This is a genomic window from Streptomyces sp. NPDC006393 (assembly GCF_040628575.1).
Lineage (GTDB): Bacteria > Actinomycetota > Actinomycetes > Streptomycetales > Streptomycetaceae > Streptomyces.
Map to the genome: position 1 here is coordinate 16,335 of NZ_JBEXZD010000052.1, position 24,965 is coordinate 41,299.

Below are 24,965 nucleotides of genomic sequence, written 5' to 3' on the forward strand. Positions count from 1 at the left end.
TGCCGCTGCCGCCCGCATGTCCCGCATCCCCCGCATTGCCGGTGTCCGGCAACGGGAGCCGGTTCCGTTTGCCCGCGTCCACCCCTGTTCGCCCGCGATGGCCCGCCGCACGATGGTCCACGGACAGTGCGGTGAGCCGTCGGGACCGACGGGGGGTGGCTCGATGAAGCCGGTCAGGGCGTCCTGGGGCAGGTGCCTGGCGTACGGGTTGATCAGCGGAACGGCCGCCTTCGCCGTACTGATGCTCGCGGTGGGGCTGCTGCCGGTCGGCGACGGCGGCGCCGCCCTTCTCATGTACGCGGCTCTCGTCGTGCCGCCGGCGCTGGTGGCCCGCCGGTTCGGGTCCAGGCCGACGGCGAGACCCAGGAACGGACGGGCACTCAGGTCGGCGTCGGCGCACGCTCCGAAGCCCGAGCTACGGACCGAGCGCGACTCAGGACTCGAGCCCGAGTCACGACTCACCCCCGAGTCACGACCCGCCCCGGCGCGGAGAGCGGACGCCGTCCGCGCCGCCGAACAGGCCGTCACCGAGTACGGCGAGCTGCTGACGGACCACCCCTACACGCCCCGCCCCTCCAGCGCCCCGGACGACCTGGCGGACTACGCCACGGCCCTCCAGGCGTACGAGGACGCCAAGGCGAGCACCCCCGACCGGGTTCCGGAGATCCTGGAGCGAGGGCGGGCGGCCCTGGAACGGCTGGACGTCGCCGCCCGCGCCGAGGGGCAAGGCCTCACCTGGATCCACGGTTCCGGGACGACCCGGGTCCGGGTGCACAGGCCCGGGACGGGCGGCCGGGTCCTCCTGGTCTTCGAGGCCGAAGGCCGGGAACGCGACGCCTACGCGGTGTCCGGTACGGGGTTCGGTCGCTCGACCGAGCTGGTGAAGGGCGTGTGCGGCCGGGACGTCACGCGTGCCCGGGTGCTGGTGCCGCCGCAGCGAGGCGCGGTGATGCTGCTGGAGGTGTCGGCCCCGGGGCCGTGGCGGCTGGCGCTGCGCCCGGCCGGCGAGGCACGGCAGCTGCGCCGGGGCAGCCGGCTGACGGGCCGGGGCATCGAGAGCGTGGTCAAGGCCGCGGGGCTGCGGGCCGTGCGGTTCGAGCACCATGGCGACGGTCCGTTCCGCCTTGTCACGGTCACCCGTTCGCTCCACTCGGGTCCGGTGCTGGCCGACGGGCGCGGCGAGGCCCGGCTGACGGTACCGGTGCCGGACCGCTGCCTGCTGCGCGTCGAGACCACCGACCGCTGGAGCCTGCGCGACTCCGGAACCTGAACCTCCGCTGCCGAGCACCTGATGACCCAGGCTTGACCCGGGCATGGCCACTTCCTGGTTTCCGGCGGACCGGACAGAGGCCACGCTCTACGCGAGTAGTTCCGTACGGCACCGATATCTACACGCGTCACGTCAGCCTTTCAGGAGCCCTGTATGCCCGTCAGTCCCATGAACCGCCGGGAGTTCGTGAAGAAGTCCGCCGTCACGTCGGCGGCCGTGGCCGTCGCGGGGACGGCCGGCGCCCCCGCCGCGCAGGCCGCGCAGGCCTCGCGGGCCGCCGGCCGCAAGCCCGAAAAGGCGCCGAAGACCTGGTCGTTCTCCATCCTGGGCACCACCGACCTGCACAGCCACGTCTTCGACTGGGACTACTACACCGACGCCGCCTACAAGGACGCCAAGGGCAACTCCGTGGGCGTCGCACGCGTCGCCACGCTCGTCAGGCAGCAGCGTGAGGCGAAGGGCGAGGACCGCGTGCTGCTCGTCGACGCGGGCGACATCATCCAGGGCACCTCACTGGCGTACTACTACGCGCGCGTGGACCCGATCACCGGCACGGACGGCCGCAAGGGTCCCGTCCACCCCATGGCCGTGGCCATGAACCAGATGCGCTACGACGCCGCCGCGCTCGGCAACCACGAGTTCAACTACGGCATCGACGTCCTGCGGAAGTTCGAGAGCCAGTGCGACTTCCCGCTGCTCGGCGCCAACGCGCTCGACGCGAGGACGCTGCGGCCCGCGTTCCGGCCGTACACCGTGAAGCGGATCCGGGTGCCCGGAGCGCCCGACATCAAGGTCGGCATCCTCGGCCTGACCAACCCCGGCATCGCGCTGTGGGACAAGGACAACGTCAGCGGCAGGATGGCGTTCACCGGCCTGGTGGAGCAGGCGAAGAAGTACGTGCCGAGACTCAGGGCGCTGGGCTGCGACGTGGTCTTCCTGACGGACCACTCGGGCCTGGACGGCTCGTCCTCCTACGGCGACGAACTCCCCTACGTGGAGAACGCGTCGAACCTCGTGGCCGAACAAGTCCCCGGCATCGACGCGATCCTGGTGGGCCACACGCACGTGGAGGTCCCCTCCTACACGGTGAAGAACGCGGAGACCGGCGAGGACGTGCTCCTCTCGGAGCCGTACTGCTGGGGCTACCGTCTCAGCGTCTTCGACTTCGAGCTCGAACTCCACCACGGCCAGTGGAAGGTGACGGGCAAGACGGCGCAGACCCTCAACCCCGACACGGTGGAGGAGGACCCGGAGATCACACGGCTGCTCCGGGCGGACCACGAGCTGGTGGTGAAGTACGTCAACACCCCGGTCGGCACCTGTACGCAGGACCTCTCGGCGGCCGAGTCCTGCTGGAAGGACGTACCGATCATGGACTTCATCCACGAGGTCCAGACGAAGCACGTGGCGGCAGGCCTGTCGGCGTCGGACGCGGCACTCCCGCTCGTCTCCGTCGCGGCACCCTTCAGCCGGACCGCCGACATCCCGGCCGGCGACGTCACCATCCGCGACATCGCCGGGCTCTACATCTACGACAACACCCTCTACGGCAAGAGGCTCACGGGCGCCCAGCTGAAGGAGTACCTGGAGTACGCGGCGAAGTACTACCACCAGGTCCCGGCCGGCACGACGGTCGACACCGCGACCCTGACCAACGCCAACGACTTCTGGGACTACATGTACGACACCGCCGCCGGTGTCGACTACGAGATCGACATCGCCCAGCCGGAGGGCTCCCGGATCAAGAACCTCACGTACCAGGGCGCGCCGGTGGCCGACGACCAGCTCTTCGTCGTCGCGGTCAACAACTACCGCGCCAACGGCGGCTCCGGCTACCCGCACATCGCGTCCGCCCCCATCGCCTACAGCTCCACCGACGAGATCCGCCAGCTGATGATCGACTACGTGACCTCGAAGGCCACCCTCGACCCCGCCGACTTCGCCACGGCCAACTGGAAACTGACCCAGGCCGGAACGCCGGTGTTCTGACCACCGATCCCCAAGCGGCCGGCCCGCCGACCCGGTCCGGCCGCTCTCAGCTGAAGACGATCATCGAGCCCTGGGCCAGGCTGCGGGTCGCTGCCGCGTGGAGGCCGAGCCAGACGTGGCGTTCGCGGGCGAAGGGGCTGGGGTCGTAGGGGGCGGGGGCGGCCGGCTGTTCGAGTTCGGTGGGGGCGGGTGGGGGTGACGGGGCGGCCGGGGGGTTGGCCGGGTCGATGCCGATGGCCGGGGCGACGTGCTCCAGCTCGCGCAGCAGGGCCTGGGAGGAACCCAGTGGGCCGCCGCTCGCCAGGAGTTCGTCGTTGGACAGCGGGTGGGGGAAGTCCAGGGGGACGTACGCGCCCGCGTGGTCGTAGTGCCAGACCAGGTGGGACTGCTGGGCCGTGGACTCGAACATCTCCAGCAACTGCTCGTAGTCGCCGCCCAGTTCGTCGACCGGGGTCAGCGGCAGGCCGCAGACCTGGAGGAGGTAGGAGCGGCGCAGGAAGTGCAGTGCGTCGTAGTCGAAGCCGGCCACCGGCGCGACCTCCCCGGACAGGCCCGGCATGTACTGGTACACCGGCACCGGCGGGAGCCCGTTCTCGGCCAGCACCTCGTTGTACTGCGCGAGTTCCTCGGCGAACGGGTTGTCGGGGGTGTGGCACAACACGTCGACGAGCGGTACCAGCCACAGGTCACAGGCCAAAGAGGGCTCCTCATCCAGTGCGAAGCACACGACACGGTCGGGAAAACGCGGTCAGGGAAGGGTAGTCGGTGCGGGTCCCGTCAGCTCCCCTCGTGCAGGTCCCATACCCACACCCCGCCCGTCCACTTCCCCGGGTGGCCCACCAGCGCGGTGACCGCCTTGCGCAGCGGGCCGTCGTTGGGCTGCGGGGCGAGGACCAGGGCGCCCGCGTGCCAGTAGGCGAAGTCCTGCCGGGCCTGTGTGCGCCAGTTCTCGCCGATGGTGGGCACCACGCCGGTGTAGCGCACGTCCCGCAGCAGGTTGGAGGTGTAGCGCGGGGAGGCGCCGTAGATGCCGATGCGGTCGGGGCCCCAGGGGCCGTTGAAGTAGCCGCCGGGGAGCTTGAAGCCGAGGTGGGCCGCCGTCTGCCAGTGCAGGGCCTCGGCCGCGCCCGGGTCGGGCAGCGGCACCGGGACGAGTGACTCGCCGTCGCGGACGTACGGCTTCCACATGCCGTCCGCGATGAACGCCGGCACCGGAGCGCGGTCCACCGCCTTCAGCGGGGCGGGCACCAGCGGCAGCAGCGCGAGGGCGACGGCCATCAGACCGGCGTAGAGCGTGCCGACCTTGCGGGCCGACGCCAGCCGGGCCAGGGCGAGCGCGAGCAGCATGCCGAGCGCGGGGGCGCAGATCATCGCGACCCGGCCCTCGATGACCGACTCGAACAGCGGCTTGTGGGCGAGCAGGGCCCATGGGCCGGGATAGACCGTGTCGGTCATCGGCAGGCGGAACTTCGGGCCCAGGGACAGGAACGCCGCGCCGACCGCCGTCACGGCCAGCGCCTTCACCAGGGTCCGCTCCCACAGCCGTACGGTGATCCCGAAGGCGAGCAGGACCAGCGGCCAGCCGTAGAAGGCGTTCTGCTCGGTGGTGTTCAGGGACAGGGCGTTCGCCCGTGCCGCGTCGCCCGCGAACAGGGAGCGTTCGGCGAAGGAGAGCAGGGCCAGGGGGCTGTTGCCCGCGTTGTCGCCGTGCAGCACGCTCTTGTAGCTCTGCGGGCCCGCGAACTGCCAGTACAGCGGGAAGGCGACGATCGGCAGACAGACCGCGCCGGCGATCAGCAGGCCCTTCAGCAGTGGCCGCCAGGCCGTCTTCGCCGCCTCCCTGTCCGCCACCCCGTAGGCGGCGGCGAACAGCGTCATGCCGATCGCCGCGAGCAGCAGCGGCTCTTCGCCCAGGAAGATCTGGTACGCCGTGAGCAGCCCCAGCACGATCCCGTCCCGGCGGACTCGGGTGCCCTCGCACAGCCGCAGCGCCCGGTCGACGATCAGCGGGATCATGAACAAGATCACGAAGTTCGGGTGCGCGTTGGCGTGGCTGACCATCGGCGGGGCGAACGCGGCCAGCGAGGCGCCGGTGAAGGCCGCTCCCCGGTTCCGTACGACCCGTTTGACGATCAGCCAGTACCAGGCGGCGGCGGTGGCGGCCAGGCCCAGGGTCATGCAGACGCTCAGCGAGACCGCAGGGCCGAAGGCGAGCGTGATCGGGGCGAAGGGGACGGACAGACCCAGCATGACCGTGTTGGCCATGAGGTTCACGCCGTCGGGAAAGCCCTGGAGGTCGGTGAAGAGGGGGTTGCGCAGATGGGCCACGCTGTCGGCGGTGACCGCGAAGAACCACTCCCACTGGTTCTGGTCCTGGAGCGAGTCGGGCAGGTAGCGGTGGCCGGGGCCGGCCAGCCGGCCGGAGTACAGCACCACCGCCATCACCAGGAAGGCGAGGACCGCGAGGACGTCGGCGGGCCGGGCGGTGCGCGCCTTGAGGCGGGCGAGCTCGGCGAGGACCCGGCCGTAGTCGAGCGGGCCGACCTTGGAGCCGGACTGGTGGGACCAGCGGACCGGGACCTCGGTGACGGGCCAGTCGGCGCGCCGGAAGTGCTGGAGCACCTCCACGTCGATGCCCCAGCCGTTGAGCCGGGAGGCGGCGAAGGCCGTGCGGGCCCGCTCGCCGTCGAAGAGTTTGAAGCCGCACTGGGTGTCGCGTATGCCGGGCACCGCGACCCGGCGTATGAGGACGTTACCGGCGCGGCCCATCAGTTCGCGCACCCGGTGCTGGCGGCTGCCTATCGTCGCGCCGGGCACCGAGCGGGAACCGATCGCGGCGGCACCGCCCTCGCCCATCGCCTTGTCCAGCCGCTCCAGCTCCTCGATGGGGGCGGCGAGGTCGGCGTCGGTGACCAGCACGCGCCGGCCCCGGGTGGCGGCGACGCCCAGGCGCAGGGCGTGGCCCTTGCCGCGGTTGCGCCCGCCGCCGACGAGCCGGACCCGCGGGTCCCGGCGGACGGTGACGAGGCCGCCGGTGCCGTCGGTGGAGCCGTCGTCGGCGACGACGACCTCCCAGCTGCCGAAGCGGCTCTCGTTGTCGGCGAGATACGTGGTGACGGCGTCCAGGGTGGGGCCGAGGCGCTCGTGCTCGTTGTAGGCGGGGATGACGACCGACAACTCGACCGGTGGCGCGTCGGCGGACCGCTCCCCGGCGGCGTACGGGGCGGCGGAGTGCGGCTCGGGGGCGGACGGGGCAGCGGAGTGCGGCTCGGCGGAGTGCGGCTCGGGGGCGGACGGCTCCTCGGCCCCGGGGGCGGATCTGCTCATGCTCTTGCCATCCGGTCGGCCAGGGCGAGGGAGTGCGCGTTGTACGCGGCGAGGATCGCCCGGGCCGCCGGTGCGTCACGTCTCACCAGTGCGTCGACGAGTTCGGTGTGGCCGCACCACAGCACCCCGCGCAGATCGTCGAGCCGGCGCAGATGCTGCACCGCGCACACCCAGGACTGCACGCGCAGCCGGTGCAGGAAGTCGGCGAGATGGGAGTTGCCGAACAGCAGGCCGAGCTCGCGCCAGAAGCGGAGGTCGTAGCCGATCAGCACGGTCAGGTCACCGGCGCGGGCCGCGCGCTGGGCCTCCTCGCCACGCCGCCGCACCCCCGCGAGGGTGGCCGCCGTCCGTGGGTCCAGCGGGTCGCGCAGGGCCGCCCGCCCGGCGGCCATGGCATGAAACATGCCGTCCGTGACCAGGCTGCGGGCCTCGATCATCTCGCGGAAGTCGGCCGGCGAGTACTCGTGCACATGGAACCCGCGGTGCTGGTCCGCCTCCAGCAGGCCCTGTGCGGACAGATCGACGAGCGCCTCACGCACGGGGGTCGCGGACACCCCGTACTGCTCGGCGATCTCCTTGACCGTGAACTCCTGCCCAGGCTGAAGCCGCCCGGCCAGCACCTCGTCCCGAAGCGCCTCCGCGATCTGCTGCCGCAGGGTGCTGCGCGTCACGGCTGGAGTGCCGCTGATGCCGGGCATGGTCGGGCCGTCTCCCTTACGCGTGCGGTGGCGTGCTCGTCGTCCTCGAACATACGTCCACGGGGTCGCGTGCGTACGTATGTCTACGAGCACGCCACCTTACGCGTTCGGGTTCCCGCAGCCGCCCGGTGAGGCGGGAACAGGGTGTCCCGGATCCGGTGGGCTACTTCGTGTACTCGTCGGCCACCGACAGGGCGGCGTCCAGCGCGGCCAGGCCTTCCTTCAGCTCGGCCTCCGTGGTGTTGCACGGCGGCACCACATGGGTGCGGTTCATGTTGACGAAGGGCCACAGGCCGTGCGCCTTCGCGGCGGCGGCGAAGGCCGCCATCGGCGCGTTCGCCTCACCGGCCGCGTTGTACGGCACCAGGGGCTCGCGGGTCTCGCGGTCCTTGACCAGCTCCAGCGCCCAGAACATGCCGACACCGCGCACGTCGCCGACGCTGCTGTGCCGCTCGGCCAGCTCGCGCAGCGCCGGCTCCACGACCTCGGCGCCCAGCCGCCGCGCGTTCTCCACGACGCCCTCCTCGGCCATCACGTTGATCGTCGCGACGGCCGCCGCGCACGCCAGCGGGTGCCCGGAGTACGTCAGACCACCGGGGTAGGGCCGCTTGCCGAACGTCTCGGCGATCTTCCCGGAGATCGCCACACCGCCCAGCGGCACGTACCCCGAGTTCACCCCCTTGGCGAAGGTCATCAGGTCGGGCACGACGTCGAAGAGCTGCGCCGCGAACCACTCACCGGTCCGCCCGAACCCGGCCATCACCTCGTCCAGGACGAACACGATCCCGTACTTGTCGCACAGCTCGCGCACCCCGGCGAGATAGCCGGGCGGCGGCACCATGATCCCCGCCGTGCCCGGGATCGTCTCCAGGATGATCGCGGCGATGCTCGACGGCCCCTCGAAGGCGATCGTCGTCTCCAGGTGCTCCAGGGCCCGCGCGCACTCCTGCTCCTCGGTCTCGGCGTAGAAGCGGGAGCGGTAGAGGAAGGGCGCCCAGAAGTGCACCACCCCCGACGTGCCGTTGTCGGAGGGCCAGCGGCGCGGGTCGCCGGTGATGTTCACGGCCTGCTGCGTGCCGCCGTGGTACGAGCGGTACGCCGAGAGCACCTTCGGCCGCCCGGTGTGCAGCCGGGCCATGCGCACCGCGTGCTCGACGGCGTCGGCGCCGCCGTTGGTGAAGAAGATCTTGTCCAGGTCGCCCGGGGTCCGCTCGGCGATCAGCCGGGCCGCCTCCGAGCGCGCCTCCAGGGCGAACGCCGGCGCGAACGTGGCCAGCCGGGCGGCCTGCTCCTGGATCGCGGCGACGACCTTCGGGTGCTGGTAGCCGATGTTCGTGTAGACGAGCCCGCTGGAGAAGTCCAGGTAGCGCCTGCCGTCGTAGTCCCAGAAGTACGACCCTTCGGCGCCGGCCACGGCCAGCGGGTCGATGAGCTCCTGCGCGGACCAGGAGTGGAACACGTGCGCCCGGTCGGCGGCCTTCACGGCGGCACCGGCCTCGGGGTTCGGCTGGGGGCTCAGCGAGGGCTGAGAGGGCTGGGGGGACTGAGGGGTCATGGCCGCGAGCGTAGATGTCCGGGATACGGACCCGGCATGGGCGTCCTGTCTGCGCTCGGGGGGATTTAGCGACAGGTTGTCGGGGAGCGACGCGGTGGCGGGCGCAGGGCGCGGCGGGCGGTACGGCGGTCGCTGTTACGGAACCGTAGACACCGGGCCGCTCCGTCACTCCCGGTCGCGGCACTATCCTCGGGCTGTTGGGCAGGGGTGTATCGGGGGATGTCGGACATCGGTCGGGCATCGGGGGGAGGCGCTGAGCCATGGAGAAGCTGGGGCCCGGCGATCCGCAGGGGATCGGTGCGTACCGGTTGCTGGCGCGGCTCGGGGCCGGCGGCATGGGGCAGGTGTACCTGGCCCGGTCGGACCGGGGGCGCACGGTCGCCGTGAAGCTGGTCCGGCAGGAGCTGGCGCAGCAGGAGGAGTTCCGGGCGCGCTTCCGGCAGGAGGTGCGGGCCGCCCGGCGGGTCGGCGGCCACTGGACGGCACCCGTGCTGGACGCGGACACCGAGGCCGCCGTGCCGTGGGTCGCCACCGGGTACGTCGCCGGGCCCAGCCTGCAACAGGTGGTCGGGCACGACCACGGCGCGCTGCCCGAGCGTTCGGTACGGATCCTCGGAGCCGGTCTCGCGGGCGCGCTGAAGGACATCCACGCGGCCGGGCTCATCCACCGCGACCTCAAGCCCTCCAACGTGCTGGTCACCATCGACGGCCCGCGCGTCATCGACTTCGGCATCGCGCGGGCCCTGGAGACCGTCACGGACGGCGGCCTCACCCGGACCGGCGCGCTGGTCGGCTCGCCCGGCTTCATGGCGCCCGAGCAGGTGCGCGGCGACCGGGTCACGCCCGCGGCGGACGTCTTCTGCCTCGGCTCCGTGCTCGCCTACGCGGCGACCGGCTCGCTGCCGTTCGGCACCGCCGACAGCGGGGTGCACGCGCTGATGTACCGCATCGCCGAGCAGGAACCCGACCTTCAGGCGCTGCCCGAGGGCATCGCCGACCTGGTCCGCGCCTGCCTGAAGAAGGACCCGGCGGCGCGGCCCACGCTCGACTGGATCCTCGACCGCACCGGCGCCGAGGACACCCTGGCCGACGGCCGCTTCCGCGACCCCTGGCTGCCGAGCGCCCTGGTGGCCCAGCTCGGCCGCCACGCGGTGCAACTCCTGGACGCGGAGAACCCGGAGGAACGGGAGCCGCAGGGGGCGCCGGGGGGTGCGGCGGGTGCGGCGACTCCGGCGGGGCCGGGGTCGGCGGGTCCGGTGGGGCCCGGCGGTGCGGTGGGTTCAGCGGGGCCCGGCGGGGCGGTGGGCCTGGCGGGTGCGGCGGGTGCGGCGGGTGCGGCGGGTGCGGCGGGTGCGCCTGGTCCGGTGGCGGGCTCCGCGGGTCCGGTGGCGGGGGAGGGTGCCGCTGCCGTTGCCGGAGCCGGGGCGGGCGCGGGGGCCGGGAGGCCCGAGCTGACCAAGGGAGCGCAGGCGGGTGCGGCGGGGGCCGCCGCCGACTCCGGCGAGTCGGGAAGCGCCGGTGCCGGGGCTGCCGCCTGGGCCGACGCTGGTGCTGGTGCTGGTGCTGGTGCTGGTGCTGGTGCCGGAGCTGGAGCTGGAGCTGGAGCTGAAGCCGGTGCGAGTGCCGGCGCGGGAGCCGATGCCGCAGCCGCAGGGACGGCCTACTCCGCCGCTGCCGGGAATCCGGCTGCGGCTGTGCCGGGCGCCGCCGCGCCTGGATCTACGGCCGCTCCAGCCGCTGCCGCGGCCCCGGCTGCTCCCGGCGTTGCTGCCGGGCCTCCGGGTGTTCCCGGCGTTGCTGCCGGGCCTCCGGCGGTTCCCGGTGTTGCTGCCGGGCCTCCGGCGGTTCCCGGTGTTGCCGGGGCTCCCTCTGCTCCTGCCGTTGCTGCCGGATCTCCGGCGGCTCCCGCCGTCGGTGGCACTCCGGGTGTTCCCGGCGGTGCCGCCGGGACCCCGCCCGGCCCGCCCGCCCCAGGCGCTGCTGGAAATCCCGCCGCTCCCGGTGCCGTTGCCGGGCCGTCCGCCGCTCCCGGCGTCGCCGCCGGGCCGTCCGCCGCTCCTGGCGCCGTTGCCGGGGCTCCCGCTGCTCCCGCCTCCACCCTCACCCCCACCCCCACCCCGCAGGACCCCGCCGCGGTCCATCCCACCCCGACTGCCCCGTCCGTCGCTCAGCCTCCGGCCGAGGCTTTCGGGCCGTCCCCCGGGCACGCCCCACCTGCCCCGGCCTCCACCCCGCCCGTTCCCGGGCAGCCGGGTGGCGGCGGGGCGCAGCCGCCCGTCGATCACCTGCCCACCATGGTCGCGGGCCGGACGCCCCCGCCCGGGCCGGCGCCCGCCCATCCGGGCTACGGCTACCCGCAGCAGCCCGCACCCGGCCCCTACGGCTATCCGCAGCAGCCCGGCGGCTGGGCTCCGGCCGGGGCGCACAACCCCTACGGCGGCCTGGGCGCGACCCCGCCGTACGGGCCGCCGCCGGTGGGGTCCACGCCGCCGTACGGACCGAGCCCGCTGCCCGCGCAGCACGAACCGCGCCGGGGCGGCCGCTCCACCGCCGCGCTGGTCGCGATGGCGCTGGTCGTCGCGCTCGTCGCGGGCGGCTCGGTGTACGCCCTGATGCGCAGCGGCGGCGACCACGACGACAAGGGCGGCGGCCCCGGCTCCTCCCCGGCCGTCACCGCACCCACCACGCCCGCCGACTCGACGGACCCCGGCCCGTCGCCGGAGACGTCGCCGCCCGACTCGCCCACCCCGTCGGACGGTGTCGTGCCGGTCGCGTACCTCGGCACCTGGACGACGACGATCGACAACGCCTACGGCGCCAACCCGCGCCGCCTGACCATCAGTCAGGGCGAGGTGGGCGACACGGTCCTCACGCTCGTCGCCGACGGCCCGCTGCAAGGCGGCGGCACCTATCACTGTGTGTTCCGGGCCGACCTGACCAGGAAGCCGGCCGACGGCGGCCCGCTGGAGATCGGGCCGTCCTCGCTCACGGTCGGCCAGGGCACGCAGGGCTGCTCTCCGGGCGCGGCCACGCAGGTCAGCCTCCTGTCGGACGGCAGCCTGCGGCGCGTGAACACCACCACCGGGGAGCAGCTGACCTACACCAAGGAGTGACGGGGGCGACGGCGGCGACGGCGGGCGGTCAGCGCGGCTCCGGGGGCCGTTGCCGGGGCATGTTGGGCCGTGCGCTCCCCGGCGGCAGCGGAAGGCGCCCGCCTCCGGCGGCCCCCACCTCCGACCGGGCGGCGCCGGGCACCGCCGACTGGAGGCCCATCGGCGCGGAGCCGATCCGGAACTCCACCATCCAGTCGGCCGTCTCCGTCCGCACCAGCTCGGTCACGTCCTCCGAGAACCGCCGCAGCACCGTCAGGCACCGCTCGGCGGCCTCGCTCGCCGTGCCCTCGGCCGGCCCGAGCACCTCCCGTACGTTCTCGGACGCCCAGTCGAACTGGAGTGCCTGCAACCGCCGCTGCACGGCCTGCGCGGTCGCCACGTCCCTTATCCAGCCGGAGGTCACCCCGAAGTACCGGTCGATGCCGACGCACGCCACGGACAGCAGCAGTGCCAGATATCCCCAGGGCGCCACCCCGTCGACGGCCCGCGTCAGGTCCAGCAGCGGCAGCGCCGCCCCGGCCACCGCCCCAGCCGTCGCCCCGCACCGCAGCACCCGCGCCCCGCGCCGCTTCCACACCCGCTCGGTGAGGTACCAGGACGCGGTCTCTAGCGCGCCCCGCTCCACCCACCGGTACAGCTCGTCCAGCCGCTCGGCCGGCTCGCCCCAGTCGCCGAGCGGGAACGGCCGCCCGGTCAGGTCGCCCGGCCGCAGCCTGGCCGCCCCGTCGCCGCGCCCGTCCTGTCGCGAACCCTCGGGCTGCATCTCCGGCTGACCCACCCGGCACTCCCTACTGATCACGGTCTGTGACGCTGGCTGACGCGCCGGCCCCCTTCCTACCCCCCAATGGGTGGCGAAGAGGCGGGAAGCATCGCTTTTCCGCCCGGAAGGGGGCCTTGATCAGGTATAGGGCCCACCCGTGACTCACCCGAAAGAGTGGCAGGGCGCCACCTCCCCGGACCACGTAGGCTCATGCCAGCGGGGATACTCCGCCCGGACATCCGGCCGGACATCCGGACATGGCGTAGGAAAGCAGGAGCTGATCGTGATTCCCGATGGTGGCCAGCCCAACATGCAGCAGCTGCTCCAGCAGGCCCAGAAGATGCAGCAGGACCTCCAGCGGGCCCAGGAGGAACTGGCGCAGACCGAGGTCGACGGGCAGGCGGGCGGCGGCCTGGTGCGGGCCACCGTCACCGGCGCCGGCGAGCTGCGCGCGCTGAAGATCGACCCCAAGGCGGTGGACCCGGAGGACACCGAGACCCTCGCCGACCTGATCGTCGCGGCCGTCCAGGCGGCCAACGAGAACGCCCAGACGCTCCAGCAGCAGAAGCTCGGCCCGCTCGCCCAGGGCCTGGGCGGCGGCACCGGCATCCCCGGGCTGCCTTTCTGACCCCCGGGGTGCCTTTCTGAGGGGCCGCCCGGCCACTACGGTTACCAAGCGAAGCAACACGCGGGAAGGGACGGCAGTCCGTGTACGAAGGCGTGGTCCAGGACCTCATCGACGAGCTGGGGCGGCTGCCCGGCGTCGGTCCCAAGAGCGCCCAGCGGATCGCCTTCCACATCCTCCAGGCGGAACCGACGGACGTACGGCGGCTCGCCCAGGCCCTGATGGAGGTGAAGGCGAAGGTCCGCTTCTGCGCGACGTGCGGCAACGTGGCGCAGGAGGAGCTGTGCGCGATCTGCCGCGACAGCCGCCGCGACCCGTCCGTCATCTGTGTGGTCGAGGAGCCGAAGGACGTCGTCGCCATCGAGCGCACGCGCGAGTTCCGCGGGCGGTACCACGTCCTGGGCGGGGCGATCAGCCCGATCGAGGGCGTGGGCCCGGACGACCTGCGGATACGGGAACTCCTTGCCCGTCTCGCGGACGGCACGGTCACGGAGCTCATCCTGGCCACGGACCCGAATCTGGAAGGCGAGGCGACAGCGACGTACCTCGCCCGCATGATCAAGCCCATGGGCCTGAAGGTCACCCGCCTGGCCAGCGGCCTCCCGGTGGGTGGCGACCTGGAATACGCGGACGAGGTGACCCTCGGCCGCGCCTTCGAGGGGAGACGACTCCTAGATGTCTGACGCCACGCTGCACGCGACCAGCCAGAATCCGGACGACTTCGCGGTCCAGATCGCCGATCAGGTCGAGAGCTTCCTGGTCGCGGTCGCCGAGGTCGCCAGGGGCGACGAGCCGGACTCGGCGGTGCCGTTCCTCCTGCTGGAGGTCTCCCAGCTGCTGCTGGCCGGCGGCCGGCTCGGCGCGCACGAGGACTTCGTCCCCGACGAGCGCTACGAGCCCGACTCCGGCCCGGAGCAGGACGTGGACATCCTGCGCGAGAACCTCGCCCGCCTCCTGGAGCCGATCGACGTCTACTCCGAGGTCTTCGACCCCTACGAGCCGCGCCGGGCCCCGGTACCGGCCCGTATCTCCGACGACCTCGCCGACGTCGTCACCGACCTGCGCCACGGCATGGCCCACTACCGCGCGGGCCGCACCACCGAGGCCCTGTGGTGGTGGCAGTTCTCCTACTTCTCCAACTGGGGCTCGACGGCCTCCGCCGTATTGCGCGCCCTCCAGTCCATCGTCAACCACGTCCGCCTCAACCAGCCCCTGGAGGAACTGGACGGCCTGGACACCGACCAGGGCATGGGCGACGAGACCCTGGAGTTCGAGGCGGGCAAGGTCATGGCGGAGGAGATCGCGGCGCCGCTCGGCCTGCGCGGACCGCAGTGACCTGACGTCCTCGCCCGAGGCGAACCGCCGCGCCCGGAAGGCGCTTCTCTCCGCTGTCTCCGCTCACTTGTCTCCGTTCACTCTCCCTTCTTTCCGTGGTCTCTCTCGTCTTTCCGTGGTTTCTCTCGGGGTGCTGTGACCCCGGCCACGTTCCGAGTGCGGTTCCGTCCCCTGGGCATGAGCCGTCCTGAGCAGCGGGCGCCGGAGATCTCACCATGCGATATCGCAGGGGGAAAATTCGGACGCTCGATAGACTGAGCCGACCGCACTGCATCTGCGTAAGTGCGATACACACGGACTGAGCGAGGAGCGCACGTGGGCCTTGTCGTGCAGAAGTACGGAGGCTCCTCCGTAGCCGATGCCGAGGGCATCAAGCGCGTCGCCAAGCGAATCGTGGAAGCGAAGAAGAACGGCAACGACGTTGTCGTGGTCGTTTCCGCGATGGGCGACACGACGGACGAGCTGATCGATCTCGCCGAGCAGGTTTCCCCGATGCCTGCCGGGCGCGAGCTCGACATGCTGCTGACCGCCGGAGAGCGGATCTCCATGGCCCTGCTGGCCATGGCGATCAAAAACCTGGGGCACAAGGCCCAGTCGTTCACGGGCAGCCAGGCAGGTGTCATCACCGACTCGGTCCACAACAAAGCCCGGATCATCGACGTCACGCCGGGCCGCATCCGGACCGCGCTGGACGAGGGCAACATCGCGATCGTCGCCGGTTTCCAGGGCGTCAGCCAGGACAAGAAGGACATCACCACGCTGGGGCGTGGCGGCTCCGACACCACCGCGGTCGCGCTGGCGGCCGCCCTCGACGCCGAGGTGTGCGAGATCTACACCGACGTCGACGGCGTGTTCACGGCCGACCCGCGGGTGGTGAAGAAGGCCCGGAAGATCGACTGGATCTCCTTCGAGGACATGCTGGAGCTGGCCTCGTCCGGGTCGAAGGTGCTGCTCCACCGGTGTGTGGAGTACGCCCGGCGCTACAACATCCCGATCCACGTCCGCTCCAGCTTCAGCGGGCTTCAGGGCACGTGGGTCAGCAGCGAGCCGATCGAGCAAGGGGACAAGAAGGTGGAGCAGGCCATCATCTCCGGTGTCGCGCACGACACCTCCGAGGCCAAGATCACGGTGGTCGGCGTGCCCGACAAGCCGGGAGAGGCCGCCTCCATCTTCCGTACGATCGCCGATGCCGAGATCAACATCGACATGGTCGTGCAGAACGTGTCGGCCGCCTCCACCGGTCTGACGGACATCTCCTTCACGCTGCCGAAGACCGAGGGCCGCAAGGCCATCGACGCGCTGGAGAAGAACCGCGCCGGCATCGGCTTCGACTCCCTTCGCTACGACGACCAGATCGGCAAGATCTCCCTGGTCGGCGCGGGTATGAAGACCAACCCCGGGGTCACCGCGGACTTCTTCACCGCGCTGTCCGACGCGGGCGTGAACATCGAGCTGATCTCGACATCCGAGATCCGTATCTCGGTCGTCACCCGCAAGGACGATGTGGCCGAGGCCGTGCGCGCCGTGCACACCGCCTTCGGACTCGACTCCGACAGCGACGAGGCCGTCGTCTACGGCGGCACCGGGCGATGACCGTCCCCTCGGCCGCCGTCGCGCCGTACGGATGTGACGGAGGCGTGCGACGATGACCGGTCGACCGACGCTCGCGGTCGTGGGAGCGACCGGAGCCGTCGGCACGGTCCTGCTCCGGATCCTGTCCCAGCGCGCGGACATCTGGGGCGACATCCGCCTGATCGCCTCGCCGCGCTCGGCCGGCCGCAAGCTGGCCGTGCGCGGTGAGGAGGTCGAGGTGGCCGCGCTCGCCGAGGAGGCCTTCGACGGGGTGGACATCGCCCTGTTCGACGTCCCCGACGAGGTCGCCGCCCGGTGGGCGCCGGTCGCCGCCGCCAAGGGCGCGGTCGTGGTCGACAACTCCGGGGCCTTCCGAGCGGACCCGGACGTGCCGCTCGTCGTGCCCGAGGTGAATCCGCACGCGGCGCGGCGACGCCCGCGCGGAATCATCTCCAGCCCCAACTGCACCACCCTGACCATGATCGTGGCGCTGGGCGCGCTGCACGCCGAGTTCGGGCTGCGTGAGCTGGTCGTCTCCTCGTACCAGGCGGTGAGCGGGGCCGGGCGCGCGGGCGTGGAGACGCTGCGCCGTCAGCTGTCCCTGGTGGCGGGCACGGAGCTGGGGACAAGCCCCGGTGACGTGCGGCGCGCCGTGGGCGACGACACCGGTCCGTTCCCCGAGCCGGTGGCGCTGAACGTGGTGCCGTGGGCCGGGTCGCTGTGCGACGACGGCTGGTCGTCGGAGGAGATGAAGGTGCGGGACGAGTCCCGCAAGATCCTCGGGCTGCCGCAGTTGCCGGTCGCCGTGACCTGCGTACGCGTCCCGGTGGTCACCACCCACTCGCTGACCGTGCACGCCCGTTTCGAGGGCGAGGTCACCGTCGGCAAGGCGCGGGAGATCATGGCCACGGCACCCGGTGTGGTGCTGTGCGACGACCCGGCCGCGGGCGAGTTCCCCACGCCCGCCGACGTGGTGGGCACCGACCCGACGTGGGTGGGCCGGGTGCGGCGGGCGCTGGACGATCCGACGGCGCTGGAACTCTTCGTCTGCGGTGACAATCTGCGCAAGGGCGCCGCGCTCAACACGGCGCAGATCGCGGAGTTGGTGGCGGCCGAGGCCGACTGAGGCCGCACCGAAGCCCTGTTACCGGGGGGAAACCTCTGGCCACTGGTCTGCTCCTTTGTAGGATCTGTGTAAGAAATGTGGTCGGATCAATGGTCCGTACCGCTTGTACCGTGCTGCCTCGGCGTCCGAAAATTCTCCTCCCCGCCCTCCGCAACCGCGCGCAGGGCGGGGAGCGTCTTTGCGGTCGCCCTACGGGGGCGTGGGGACGCCGCGAGGGCGTGGGACGCCCTCGTCATTTCACACATAGGGAAGAGCGGGACGCATGAGGGCATGTGGGGCGCCGGACGGGGTGCTGCCTGACGCGAGAACGTGGTCGGCCGCGTCGCTCGGCACACTCGGCGCGAAAGTGACGCCCGGCACGTACAACCCCCGAGGGGGGCGGCGTGTCCAACTGGCGTGGCAGAGGTACTCGACTTCCAAGCGGCGACCCGCGGCGGCCTGCGGCCGAGCCGCGCGGCGCTCCGACCACTCACGCCTGGAATGTCCGGCTTGCCCGGCTCGTCCGGTGGCCTGCCGGTGATCGCCCCCATGCCCGCCGCGCGGCCCGCCCGCATACCGAACCAGCGTGACGGCGCCGAGGAGACCGTGGCGGCCGGCACCACCGTCGACCATCTCACCGAGACCTACCGCGCCCACTACCGCTCTCTGCTGGGCCTGGCCGCGCTCCTCCTCGACGACACCGCCTCCTGCGAGGACGTCGTCCAGGAGGCCTTCATCCGGGTCCACTCCGCCCGCAAGCGGGTCCGCGACCCCGAGAAGACGCTCGCCTACCTGCGGCAGACCGTCGTCAATCTCTCGCGTTCGGCCCTGCGCCGCCGCATCCTCGGCCTGAAGCTGCTCTCCAAGCCGATGCCGGACATGGCGAGCGCCGAGGAGGGCGCCTACGACCAGCTGGAGCGCGACTCCCTGATCAAGGCGATGAAGGGCCTCCAGCGCCGCCAGCGCGAGGTGCTGGTGCTGCGCTACTTCGCGGACATGACCGAGGCGCAGGTCGCCGAGACCCTCGGGATATCGCTCGGATCGGTCAAGGCGTACGGCTCACGCGGCATCGCGGCGCTCAGGGTCGCGATGGAGGCGCGGGCATGAGCGAGAACGCCGAGGGACGCGACTCGCATGAGCGCCACGAGCCGTACGCGTGGCACGAGCCGACGCGGCCGGAGCAGGACGACACGCAATCGCACGCTGGGAACGGACACGTGAACCACAGCCCCGACGAAAGGGACCCCGAGGGGCTCGACCCGGACGAGCTGGCACTGCGCAGGATGCTGCACCAGGCGGTCCAGGAGGTCGAGCCGCGTGAAGGCACGCTGGACCACCTCCGGCGCGCGGTTCCGGCGCGGCGCGCCCGCAAGCGGCAGGCCGCCGTCGGCATGGCCGCCGCCGCCCTGTTCATCGGCACCGCCGTCCCCGCGCTCGTGCACGTCTCCGACGCCGGCGGCTCCGGCGTCGACCCCGCCATCGCCGGCCAGGCCTCGCAGGCCCAGGGCGGCACCGGCCAGGGCAAGGGCCCGGGCGGCGGGGAGGGCACCGCGAGCGGCACCTCCGGCCGGACACCCGGCAAGGGCAGCAGCGGAAAGCCGGACGACCGCAGGGGCGACGGCAAGAGCGTCCCCCCGGGCAGCGGGACCGCCGGCGCCGGCACGGGCGGCCCCTCGGCCTCCGCCGACACCGGCGCCCCCGTGTGCACGGCGCCCCAGCTGGGCTCCGCCACCGCGACGATCGGCGCGCCCGACACCTCCGGTGCCGTCTACGGCACCTTCCGCGTCACCAACATCTCCAAGGGCAGCTGTACCGTCGGCGGGCCCGGCACGGTGACGACGCTGGCGCAGGGCGCCGCCGACACCAGCAAGATCACCGTCACTCAGCACATCGCCGGCGATCCGGCCACCGCCCTGCCCGACCCCTCCACCGAGGTCTCCGGGCTGGTCCTGTCGCCCGGCTCCGCGTACGAGGTGAAGTTCGCCTGGGTGCCCTCCGAGACCTGTCCGACCACCGGCGGCGGCACCGGCAACGGTGGCACGGAGACGGGCGCCCCCTCACCCGACCCGTCCTCCAGCCAGGACTCCGGCACGACGGGTGGCACGTCCGCCGGCACGGGCACCGACGCCGGCACCACGACCCAGTTGATGACGGAGGACGGCGGCACGGCCGAGGGCAGCGTCGTGGTCTCCCACACGCCGGAGGCCGGCTCACCGGCGGTCTCGGCGACGGTGCCGAAAGCGTGCGCGGGCACGGTGTACCGCACGGGGGTGCTGGCCGCGTCGTAGGGGCGCGGCGGCGGGCTCGCGCGGGCGCGCCGGCCGCGAGCGGTCACACCGCGGCGGCCTGCTCGCCCTTCTGCTCCGGCACCAGTCCCAGCTCCGCGTCCCGTACGGCCTCCACCTCGCGCCGTACGAGCCGGAACCACATGAAGACCACGAACCCGGCGAAGACGAACCACTCGCCGGTGTAGCCGAGGTTCTGGAAGGCCTTCAGATCCAGCCCGGTGTTGTCGGGGGCCTTGGCCGGCACCGCCTTCATCCCGGAGTCGGCCCTGTCGAGCGTCACCCAAGCGTCGTACACGTCGTACGGCACGAGGTTGACCAGCGAGGCGGCGCTGATCGCCGAGGTCTGCCCGGCAGGCAGGCCGCCCTGTGCGCTGACCCCGTTGTCACCGGGCGTCTCGGACGCCTGGAGCGCACCGGTGACGGTGACCTCGCCCGCGGGGGGCGCCGGGGCCTTCGCGGCGTCCGCGTCGCCCGGCAGCCAGCCCCGGACGACCGGGAGCGCCTTGCCGGAGTCGGTGCGCAGCAGCGTCAGCACGTAGAAGCCGCGCTTGCCGTCCAGCTCACGGCCGGGGACCAGCAGCTGCTTGCCGTACCGGCCGGTCGCGGTGGCCCGCATGCCGGAGGTCCGCTTGTCGACGGGCAGCAGCCGGGTCAGCGGGCGGGGGGCCTGAGTGCGGTCCGAGGCGGCCTGGGCGTTCGCGGTCCGGTGCTCCTGCACCCGCGCGTCGAACCGGCTCAGCTGCCAGGACCCCATGAAGACGCAGAAGGGGATGGCCAGCAGCACGAAGATGTTGATGCCCCACCAGCGGGGCGTCAGCAGAAACCGGTACACGCCCTCAACGGTACGGCCCCCGGCCGGGCGGTCCGGTCGCGGGGTCGGCGTGGGGCGGAGTTTTCCACAGGCTGCCCGGGGCCGGACGGGCCCGTTGTCCACAGGCTGGGGAGCGGGGGCGGCGCGTTGTCGGTGCGGCCAGGCACTATGGGGCCATGACTGAGAGCAACGGGTCCGCGGTGCGGGACCAGCGGGACGGGCAGGGCCGGGACGCGGCCGGGCGGGACCGGCAGGAGCGGATGCCGGACTGGGAGAAGCGCTTCCGGGCGCCCCGCGTCTCGCTGCCCGACTGGGCGGAGGACGCACCGGACCGTTCCCTGTTCGTGTCGAACGCGACGGGGACGTACGAGCTGTACGCCTGGGATCGCGGGAGCGGTGAGCAGCGCCAGGCGACGGACCGGCCGAACGGCACGACGGAGGGCGTGCTGTCCCCGGACGGCGAGTGGATCTGGTGGTTCGACGACAAGGACGGCGACGAGTTCGGCGTCTGGCGCCGCCAGCCGTTCACCGGCGGCCCCGACGAGGCGGCCGTGCCCGGCCTGGAGCCGTCCTACCCGGCGGGCCTCGCGCTCGGCCGCGACGGGCGTACGGCGGTGGTGGGCCGCTCCACGGACGAGGACGGCACGACGATCCACCTCACGCGCCCGGGCTCCGGCGAGGACCCGGTGGAGATCTACCGGCACCGGGAGTCCGCGGGCGTCGGCGACCTCTCCCACGACGGCTCGCTGATCGCGATCGAGCACACCGAGCACGGCGACGCCATGCACTCGGCGCTGCGGGTGCTGCGCCCGGACGGCACACCGGTGGCCGAGCTGGACGACACCAAGGGCGGGACGCTGGAGCTCGGCCTGGAGGTGCTGGGCTTCGCCCCGGTCGTCGGCGACACCCGGCTGCTCGTCGGCCACCAGCGGCGGGGCCGCTGGGAGCCGCTGGTGTGGGACGTGGCGACGGGCGAGGAGACGGACCTGGAGCTGGACCTGCCCGGCGACGTGAGCGCCGAGTGGTACCCGGACGGCAGCGGACTGCTCGTCGCGCACAGCTTCGAGGCCCGCAGCGAGCTGTTCCGCTACGACCCGGTCGGCCGCGAACTGACGCGGATCCCCACCCTGCCGGGCACGGTCTCCGGGGCGACGGCCCGTCCGGACGGCAGCGTGGAGTACCTGTGGTCGTCGGCGGCCGAGCCGTCCGCCGTCCGCTCCACGGCCGGCGGGGTGGTCCTGGACCCGCCCGGGATGACGTCCCCGGGCTCGGTCCCGGTGGAGGACGTCTGGGTGGACGGCCCCGGCGGTCGCATCCACGCCCTGGTCCAACGGCCGGCGGGCGTGACGGGCCCCCTGCCCACGGTCTTCGACATCCACGGCGGCCCCACCTGGCACGACAGCGACTCCTTCGCCGCGGGCCCGGCCGCCTGGGTGGACCACGGCTACGCGGTGGTCCGCGTCAACTACCGCGGCTCCACGGGCTACGGCCGCGCCTGGACGGACGCCCTGAAGCACCGGGTCGGCCTGATCGAGCTGGAGGACATCGCGGCGGTCCGGCAGTGGGCGATCGACTCGGGCCTGGCCGACCCCGAGCGGCTGATCCTCAGCGGCGGCTCCTGGGGCGGCTACCTCACGCTGCTGGGCCTGGGCACCCAGCCGGAGGCGTGGACGCTGGGCATCGCGGCGGTCCCGGTCGCCGACTACGTCACGGCGTACCACGACGAGATGGAAGCCCTGAAGGCCATGGACCGCACCCTGCTGGGCGGCACCCCCGAGGAGGTCCCCGAACGCTTCGAGGCGTCCTCCCCGCTCACCTACGTGGACCAGGTCAAGGCCCCGGTCTACATCTCCGCCGGCGTCAACGACCCCCGCTGTCCCATCCGCCAGATCGAGAACTACGTCAAACGCCTCCAGGCCCGCGGCGCCGTCCACGAGATCTACCGCTACGACGCCGGCCACGGCTCCCTCGTCGTGGACGAACGCATCAAGCAACTCCGCCTGGAACTCGACTTCGCCGAGCGCCACTTGCCGAGGTAGGGCGGTCGGCCGCCGTCGGGCGGGAGCGGCGCACCGGGACCTTGAGCGGGCCGGCCCCCTTGGGGCGCACGGGGGCGGAGCTCCCGCCGGGGTCCGGGGCGAAGCCCCGGCCGGGTTTCGGGCCGGGCACGCACCGGGGGGGTGCAGGGGGCGGAGCCCCCGGCGGGGTCTGGGGCGGAGCCCCAGGGGGGTGCCCTCTTATCCCACCGAGACGGGTGGGCGGGTGGGAAACGGGGTCCGGGGCGAAGCCCCGGCGGGGTCGAAGGGGCGGAGCCCCTGGAGAAGGGACGGGTAGGGGCGGCGGGGGCGAAACCAGGGCCCGCGCCCGCCGCCTAGGTCACCGTCCGCTGCCGGGACCGCCGACCGAGGAGTTCCGCGAGTCCGCGCCGCGTCGCGGCGAGCACCACGCGGTCCTCCTTGCGGAGGACGTACGTGGCGGGCAGGTTGAAGACCAGGCGCGAGGTGCGTCGCCCGTCCTCGGCCGCCTCCTGCGCGGCGGGCTCACGACGGTCCTGCGCCGCCGCCCCCGCCCCTGTCCCCGGCCTCGCGTCCGCACCCGCACTCGCCGAGGCGTCCGTGTCCAGCGCCAGCACCCGCCAGTACCCGGCCCGGAAGGCCTCCGCGACCGTCCTGCCCTCCAGCTGCGGATGCCCGTCGACGTCCACCGACGCGAACAGCAGGACCCGCCGCTCCACCGGGATCGCCCCCAGGATCTGCCGCCCGAACATCGCCCCGGCGAACGCGGGCGCCGCCAGGTGCGACACGCTCCGGCTCCGCGTCTGCGCGTGCGGGTGCGCGGCCCGCAGGGTGCGGTACACCGCGGTCGCGAAGTCGTCGTCGTACAGCCGCAGCACCACCCGCAGATCGGACCGCACCGACCGGGCGTACAGCACGGCCTCCAGGTTCGTGGTGTCCGCGCTGGTCACCGCGAGCAGCGCCTTGGCGCGGTGGATCTTCGCGGACTCCAGCACGCCCTCCTGCGTGACGTCCCCGAGCACCACCGGCACCCGCAGCCGCCGCGCCGTCGCCAGCCCCCGCGCATCGGGGTCCGACTCCACGCACACCACCGGAACGCCCAGTTCCCGCAGTCGCGTCAGCACCCGGGTGCCGATCTTTCCCAGTCCCAGCAGCACCACATGCCCGCCGAGCCCGCGCGGCGGCTTGCGCAGCGCGGACGCCGACCGGAACGTGCCCAGCGCCTCCAGCACCGCCGCCAGCAGCACCGGCAGCAGCAGCAACCCGACCAGCCCGGACAGCAGTTGCAGCACCTGGCGTCCGGCCGGCGCCCCGATCGCCGGATCGTCGATCGCGAACAGGTCCAGCAGTGTCAGATAGAGGGCACCGAGCGGATGGACCCCGGTCACCAGCCACAGCGCCACCGCGAGCGCGAACACACACCCCACCAGCCCCGCCAGCGACCAGCGCAGCCGCCGCGAGAACAGCGAGGTCAGCGGGGGAACGACCCCGACCCCCACTCCGCGCCCCGCGGCACCCCGGCCGGCGGCGTACGACACCTGCTCCAGCACCACGGTTCCGCGGCCGGTGGCCTCCCGTACCGCCGTCTCGTCCGGCAGCAGGTGGGGCCGCTGGTCGCCGCCTCCCTCGGACCCGTCCGCGCCGGCCGGATCACCGCTGGTCGCCGACAGCAGCGCGAGCGTGCACAGCCCCGGGTCGGCGACCTGCCCCGGTGCGGGCGGCTGCCGTTCCACCGCGCGCAGCAGCAGTCTGTCCGTCTGCACCACCTTGGTGGTCCCCACGGCCGCGCTGGCGGCGAGCGCGGGCGCGGCCGTGTCGGCGTCGGACAGCACGGTCGTGGAGGCGTCGGCGCCCAGCCAGGTGTCGCCGTCACCGGTCGCCAACGCGGCGGCCTGGTCGAGGAGTTCCTCGATGTGCTGTCCCAACCGCCGGTTGTACAGGCGCAGCACGAGCCGCAGCCGCGGGTTGAGCCGGCGCACGGTCAGCGCGGCACGGATGTTGGTCTCGTCGTCGTCGTACACCAGCGCCATCGCGGTCGCCCGGTCCACGCCCGCCTCCGCGAGCACGGCCTCGGTCGGCTCGGCGGCCTCCAACACCCGGTCGGCGGGGAGCGCTTGACCGTCCTGACCGCCCTGGCCGCCCTGACCGGCCTCACCGTCACGGTTGCCGTTGCCGCCGCCCCCGTTGCCGCCGGCCCGGCTCACGGCCGCGCTCACCACCCGGTCCAGCAGCGCCGAGGCCGCTCGGACGCGGCCCACCACCGGCGGCCGTACCGACCGCCCGGAGGGCGGCACGACCAGCGTCACCTGCTCGCCGTACACACCGCGCAACTCGGCGGCCAGCCGGTACGCCAGGCCGTCGTCACCGCAGACCACCATGTGCGCGCCGCCCGCGTCACCGGGCGCACCACCCTGATTCGGAACGCTCCCCACGAGGGGACAGACTGCCGCACCGGGACAGGTGGTTCCACCGACGGACACCGCCCGCCCCGTACGCCCGCCC

The 24,965-nt window shown here is 73.0% G+C and carries 18 protein-coding genes; 11 read left to right on the forward strand and 7 right to left on the reverse strand.

What is annotated here, in order from left to right:
• Window positions 1-163 precede the first annotated feature (163 nt).
• Window positions 164-1,270 (forward strand): hypothetical protein, encoded by a 1,107-nt coding sequence (locus ABZ484_RS21755; protein ID WP_358867549.1) that lies wholly within the window; start codon window positions 164-166, stop codon window positions 1,268-1,270.
• Between the two features lie 153 nt (window positions 1,271-1,423).
• Window positions 1,424-3,259: a 5'-nucleotidase C-terminal domain-containing protein gene (locus ABZ484_RS21760; RefSeq protein WP_358867550.1), complete on the forward strand. Its 1,836-nt coding sequence runs from the start codon at window positions 1,424-1,426 to the stop codon at window positions 3,257-3,259.
• Window positions 3,260-3,305: 46 nt separating this feature from the next.
• On the opposite strand, the gene ABZ484_RS21765 is transcribed toward ABZ484_RS21760, so the two are convergent.
• From ABZ484_RS21765 to ABZ484_RS21780, 4 genes are all read right to left on the reverse strand, one after another.
• Entirely contained in the window at window positions 3,306-3,956 is a 651-nt protein-coding gene (locus tag ABZ484_RS21765; protein WP_358867551.1) for a hypothetical protein, read from the reverse strand.
• Window positions 3,957-4,036: 80 nt separating this feature from the next.
• Entirely contained in the window at window positions 4,037-6,586 is a 2,550-nt protein-coding gene (locus ABZ484_RS21770; protein ID WP_358867552.1) for a dolichyl-phosphate beta-glucosyltransferase, read from the reverse strand.
• On the reverse strand, window positions 6,583-7,284 hold the full coding sequence (locus ABZ484_RS21775; RefSeq protein ID WP_358867553.1) for a GntR family transcriptional regulator: 702 nt from the start codon (window positions 7,282-7,284) through the stop codon (window positions 6,583-6,585). The genes ABZ484_RS21770 and ABZ484_RS21775 overlap by 4 nt, the downstream gene beginning before the upstream one ends.
• A 163-nt stretch (window positions 7,285-7,447) precedes the next feature.
• On the reverse strand, window positions 7,448-8,803 hold the full coding sequence (locus ABZ484_RS21780) for an aspartate aminotransferase family protein (RefSeq protein WP_358867574.1): 1,356 nt from the start codon (window positions 8,801-8,803) through the stop codon (window positions 7,448-7,450).
• Between the two features lie 296 nt (window positions 8,804-9,099).
• Here ABZ484_RS21780 and ABZ484_RS21785 point away from each other — a divergent pair, with 296 nt between their 5' ends.
• A complete protein-coding gene (locus tag ABZ484_RS21785; RefSeq protein WP_358867554.1) occupies window positions 9,100-11,952 on the forward strand; it encodes a serine/threonine-protein kinase in 2,853 nt (950 codons plus the stop codon).
• Between the two features lie 28 nt (window positions 11,953-11,980).
• Here the strand turns inward: ABZ484_RS21785 and ABZ484_RS21790 are convergent, their stop codons facing one another.
• Window positions 11,981-12,730 (reverse strand): SLATT domain-containing protein, encoded by a 750-nt coding sequence (locus ABZ484_RS21790; protein WP_358867555.1) that lies wholly within the window; start codon window positions 12,728-12,730, stop codon window positions 11,981-11,983.
• Window positions 12,731-12,995: 265 nt separating this feature from the next.
• On the opposite strand from ABZ484_RS21790, the gene ABZ484_RS21795 reads away from it, so the two are divergent.
• From ABZ484_RS21795 to ABZ484_RS21825, 7 genes are all read left to right on the forward strand, one after another.
• The gene (locus tag ABZ484_RS21795) at window positions 12,996-13,340 is read left to right on the forward strand and encodes a YbaB/EbfC family nucleoid-associated protein (protein WP_358867556.1); all 345 of its coding nucleotides are present in this window, start codon (window positions 12,996-12,998) and stop codon (window positions 13,338-13,340) included.
• A gap of 80 nt (window positions 13,341-13,420) precedes the next feature.
• Window positions 13,421-14,020, forward strand: coding sequence for a recombination mediator RecR (recR, locus tag ABZ484_RS21800; protein WP_306188751.1), 600 nt, complete (start codon window positions 13,421-13,423; stop codon window positions 14,018-14,020).
• Entirely contained in the window at window positions 14,013-14,672 is a 660-nt protein-coding gene (locus ABZ484_RS21805) for a DUF5063 domain-containing protein (protein ID WP_358867557.1), read from the forward strand. Before recR ends, ABZ484_RS21805 begins: the two co-directional genes overlap by 8 nt.
• A gap of 315 nt (window positions 14,673-14,987) precedes the next feature.
• Window positions 14,988-16,265: an aspartate kinase gene (locus ABZ484_RS21810; protein WP_358867558.1), complete on the forward strand. Its 1,278-nt coding sequence runs from the start codon at window positions 14,988-14,990 to the stop codon at window positions 16,263-16,265.
• A 52-nt stretch (window positions 16,266-16,317) separates the two neighbouring features.
• On the forward strand, window positions 16,318-17,370 hold the full coding sequence (locus ABZ484_RS21815; protein WP_030180202.1) for an aspartate-semialdehyde dehydrogenase: 1,053 nt from the start codon (window positions 16,318-16,320) through the stop codon (window positions 17,368-17,370).
• A gap of 480 nt (window positions 17,371-17,850) precedes the next feature.
• On the forward strand, window positions 17,851-18,456 hold the full coding sequence (locus ABZ484_RS21820) for a SigE family RNA polymerase sigma factor (RefSeq protein WP_306188746.1): 606 nt from the start codon (window positions 17,851-17,853) through the stop codon (window positions 18,454-18,456).
• Window positions 18,453-19,637, forward strand: a complete 1,185-nt coding sequence (locus ABZ484_RS21825; protein ID WP_358867559.1) for a hypothetical protein — start codon at window positions 18,453-18,455, stop codon at window positions 19,635-19,637. Before ABZ484_RS21820 ends, ABZ484_RS21825 begins: the two co-directional genes overlap by 4 nt.
• Window positions 19,638-19,680: 43 nt before the next feature.
• On the opposite strand, the gene ABZ484_RS21830 is transcribed toward ABZ484_RS21825, so the two are convergent.
• Window positions 19,681-20,469 (reverse strand): SURF1 family protein, encoded by a 789-nt coding sequence (locus ABZ484_RS21830; protein WP_358867560.1) that lies wholly within the window; start codon window positions 20,467-20,469, stop codon window positions 19,681-19,683.
• A gap of 155 nt (window positions 20,470-20,624) precedes the next feature.
• Here ABZ484_RS21830 and ABZ484_RS21835 point away from each other — a divergent pair, with 155 nt between their 5' ends.
• The gene (locus ABZ484_RS21835) at window positions 20,625-22,487 is read left to right on the forward strand and encodes a prolyl oligopeptidase family serine peptidase (protein ID WP_358867561.1); all 1,863 of its coding nucleotides are present in this window, start codon (window positions 20,625-20,627) and stop codon (window positions 22,485-22,487) included.
• A 332-nt stretch (window positions 22,488-22,819) separates the two neighbouring features.
• Here the strand turns inward: ABZ484_RS21835 and ABZ484_RS21840 are convergent, their stop codons facing one another.
• Window positions 22,820-24,841 (reverse strand): NAD-binding protein, encoded by a 2,022-nt coding sequence (locus ABZ484_RS21840; RefSeq protein ID WP_358867575.1) that lies wholly within the window; start codon window positions 24,839-24,841, stop codon window positions 22,820-22,822.
• Window positions 24,842-24,965 lie beyond the last annotated feature (124 nt).

What these genes read in the sequence shown, in the direction of transcription:
- ABZ484_RS21755 (WP_358867549.1), top strand. Translation starts at nt 164, where the DNA reads ATGAAGCCGGTCAGGGCGTCCTGGGGCAGGTGCCTGGCGTACGGGTTG.
- ABZ484_RS21760 (WP_358867550.1), top strand. Translation starts at nt 1,424, where the DNA reads ATGCCCGTCAGTCCCATGAACCGCCGGGAGTTCGTGAAGAAGTCCGCC.
- ABZ484_RS21770 (WP_358867552.1), bottom strand. Translation starts at nt 6,586, where the DNA reads ATGAGCAGATCCGCCCCCGGGGCCGAGGAGCCGTCCGCCCCCGAGCCG.
- ABZ484_RS21775 (WP_358867553.1), bottom strand. Translation starts at nt 7,284, where the DNA reads ATGCCCGGCATCAGCGGCACTCCAGCCGTGACGCGCAGCACCCTGCGG.
- ABZ484_RS21785 (WP_358867554.1), top strand. Translation starts at nt 9,100, where the DNA reads ATGGAGAAGCTGGGGCCCGGCGATCCGCAGGGGATCGGTGCGTACCGG.
- ABZ484_RS21805 (WP_358867557.1), top strand. Translation starts at nt 14,013, where the DNA reads ATGTCTGACGCCACGCTGCACGCGACCAGCCAGAATCCGGACGACTTC.
- ABZ484_RS21815 (WP_030180202.1), top strand. Translation starts at nt 16,318, where the DNA reads ATGACCGGTCGACCGACGCTCGCGGTCGTGGGAGCGACCGGAGCCGTC.
- ABZ484_RS21820 (WP_306188746.1), top strand. Translation starts at nt 17,851, where the DNA reads ATGTCCGGCTTGCCCGGCTCGTCCGGTGGCCTGCCGGTGATCGCCCCC.
- ABZ484_RS21825 (WP_358867559.1), top strand. Translation starts at nt 18,453, where the DNA reads ATGAGCGAGAACGCCGAGGGACGCGACTCGCATGAGCGCCACGAGCCG.
- ABZ484_RS21835 (WP_358867561.1), top strand. Translation starts at nt 20,625, where the DNA reads ATGACTGAGAGCAACGGGTCCGCGGTGCGGGACCAGCGGGACGGGCAG.
- ABZ484_RS21840 (WP_358867575.1), bottom strand. Translation starts at nt 24,841, where the DNA reads ATGGTGGTCTGCGGTGACGACGGCCTGGCGTACCGGCTGGCCGCCGAG.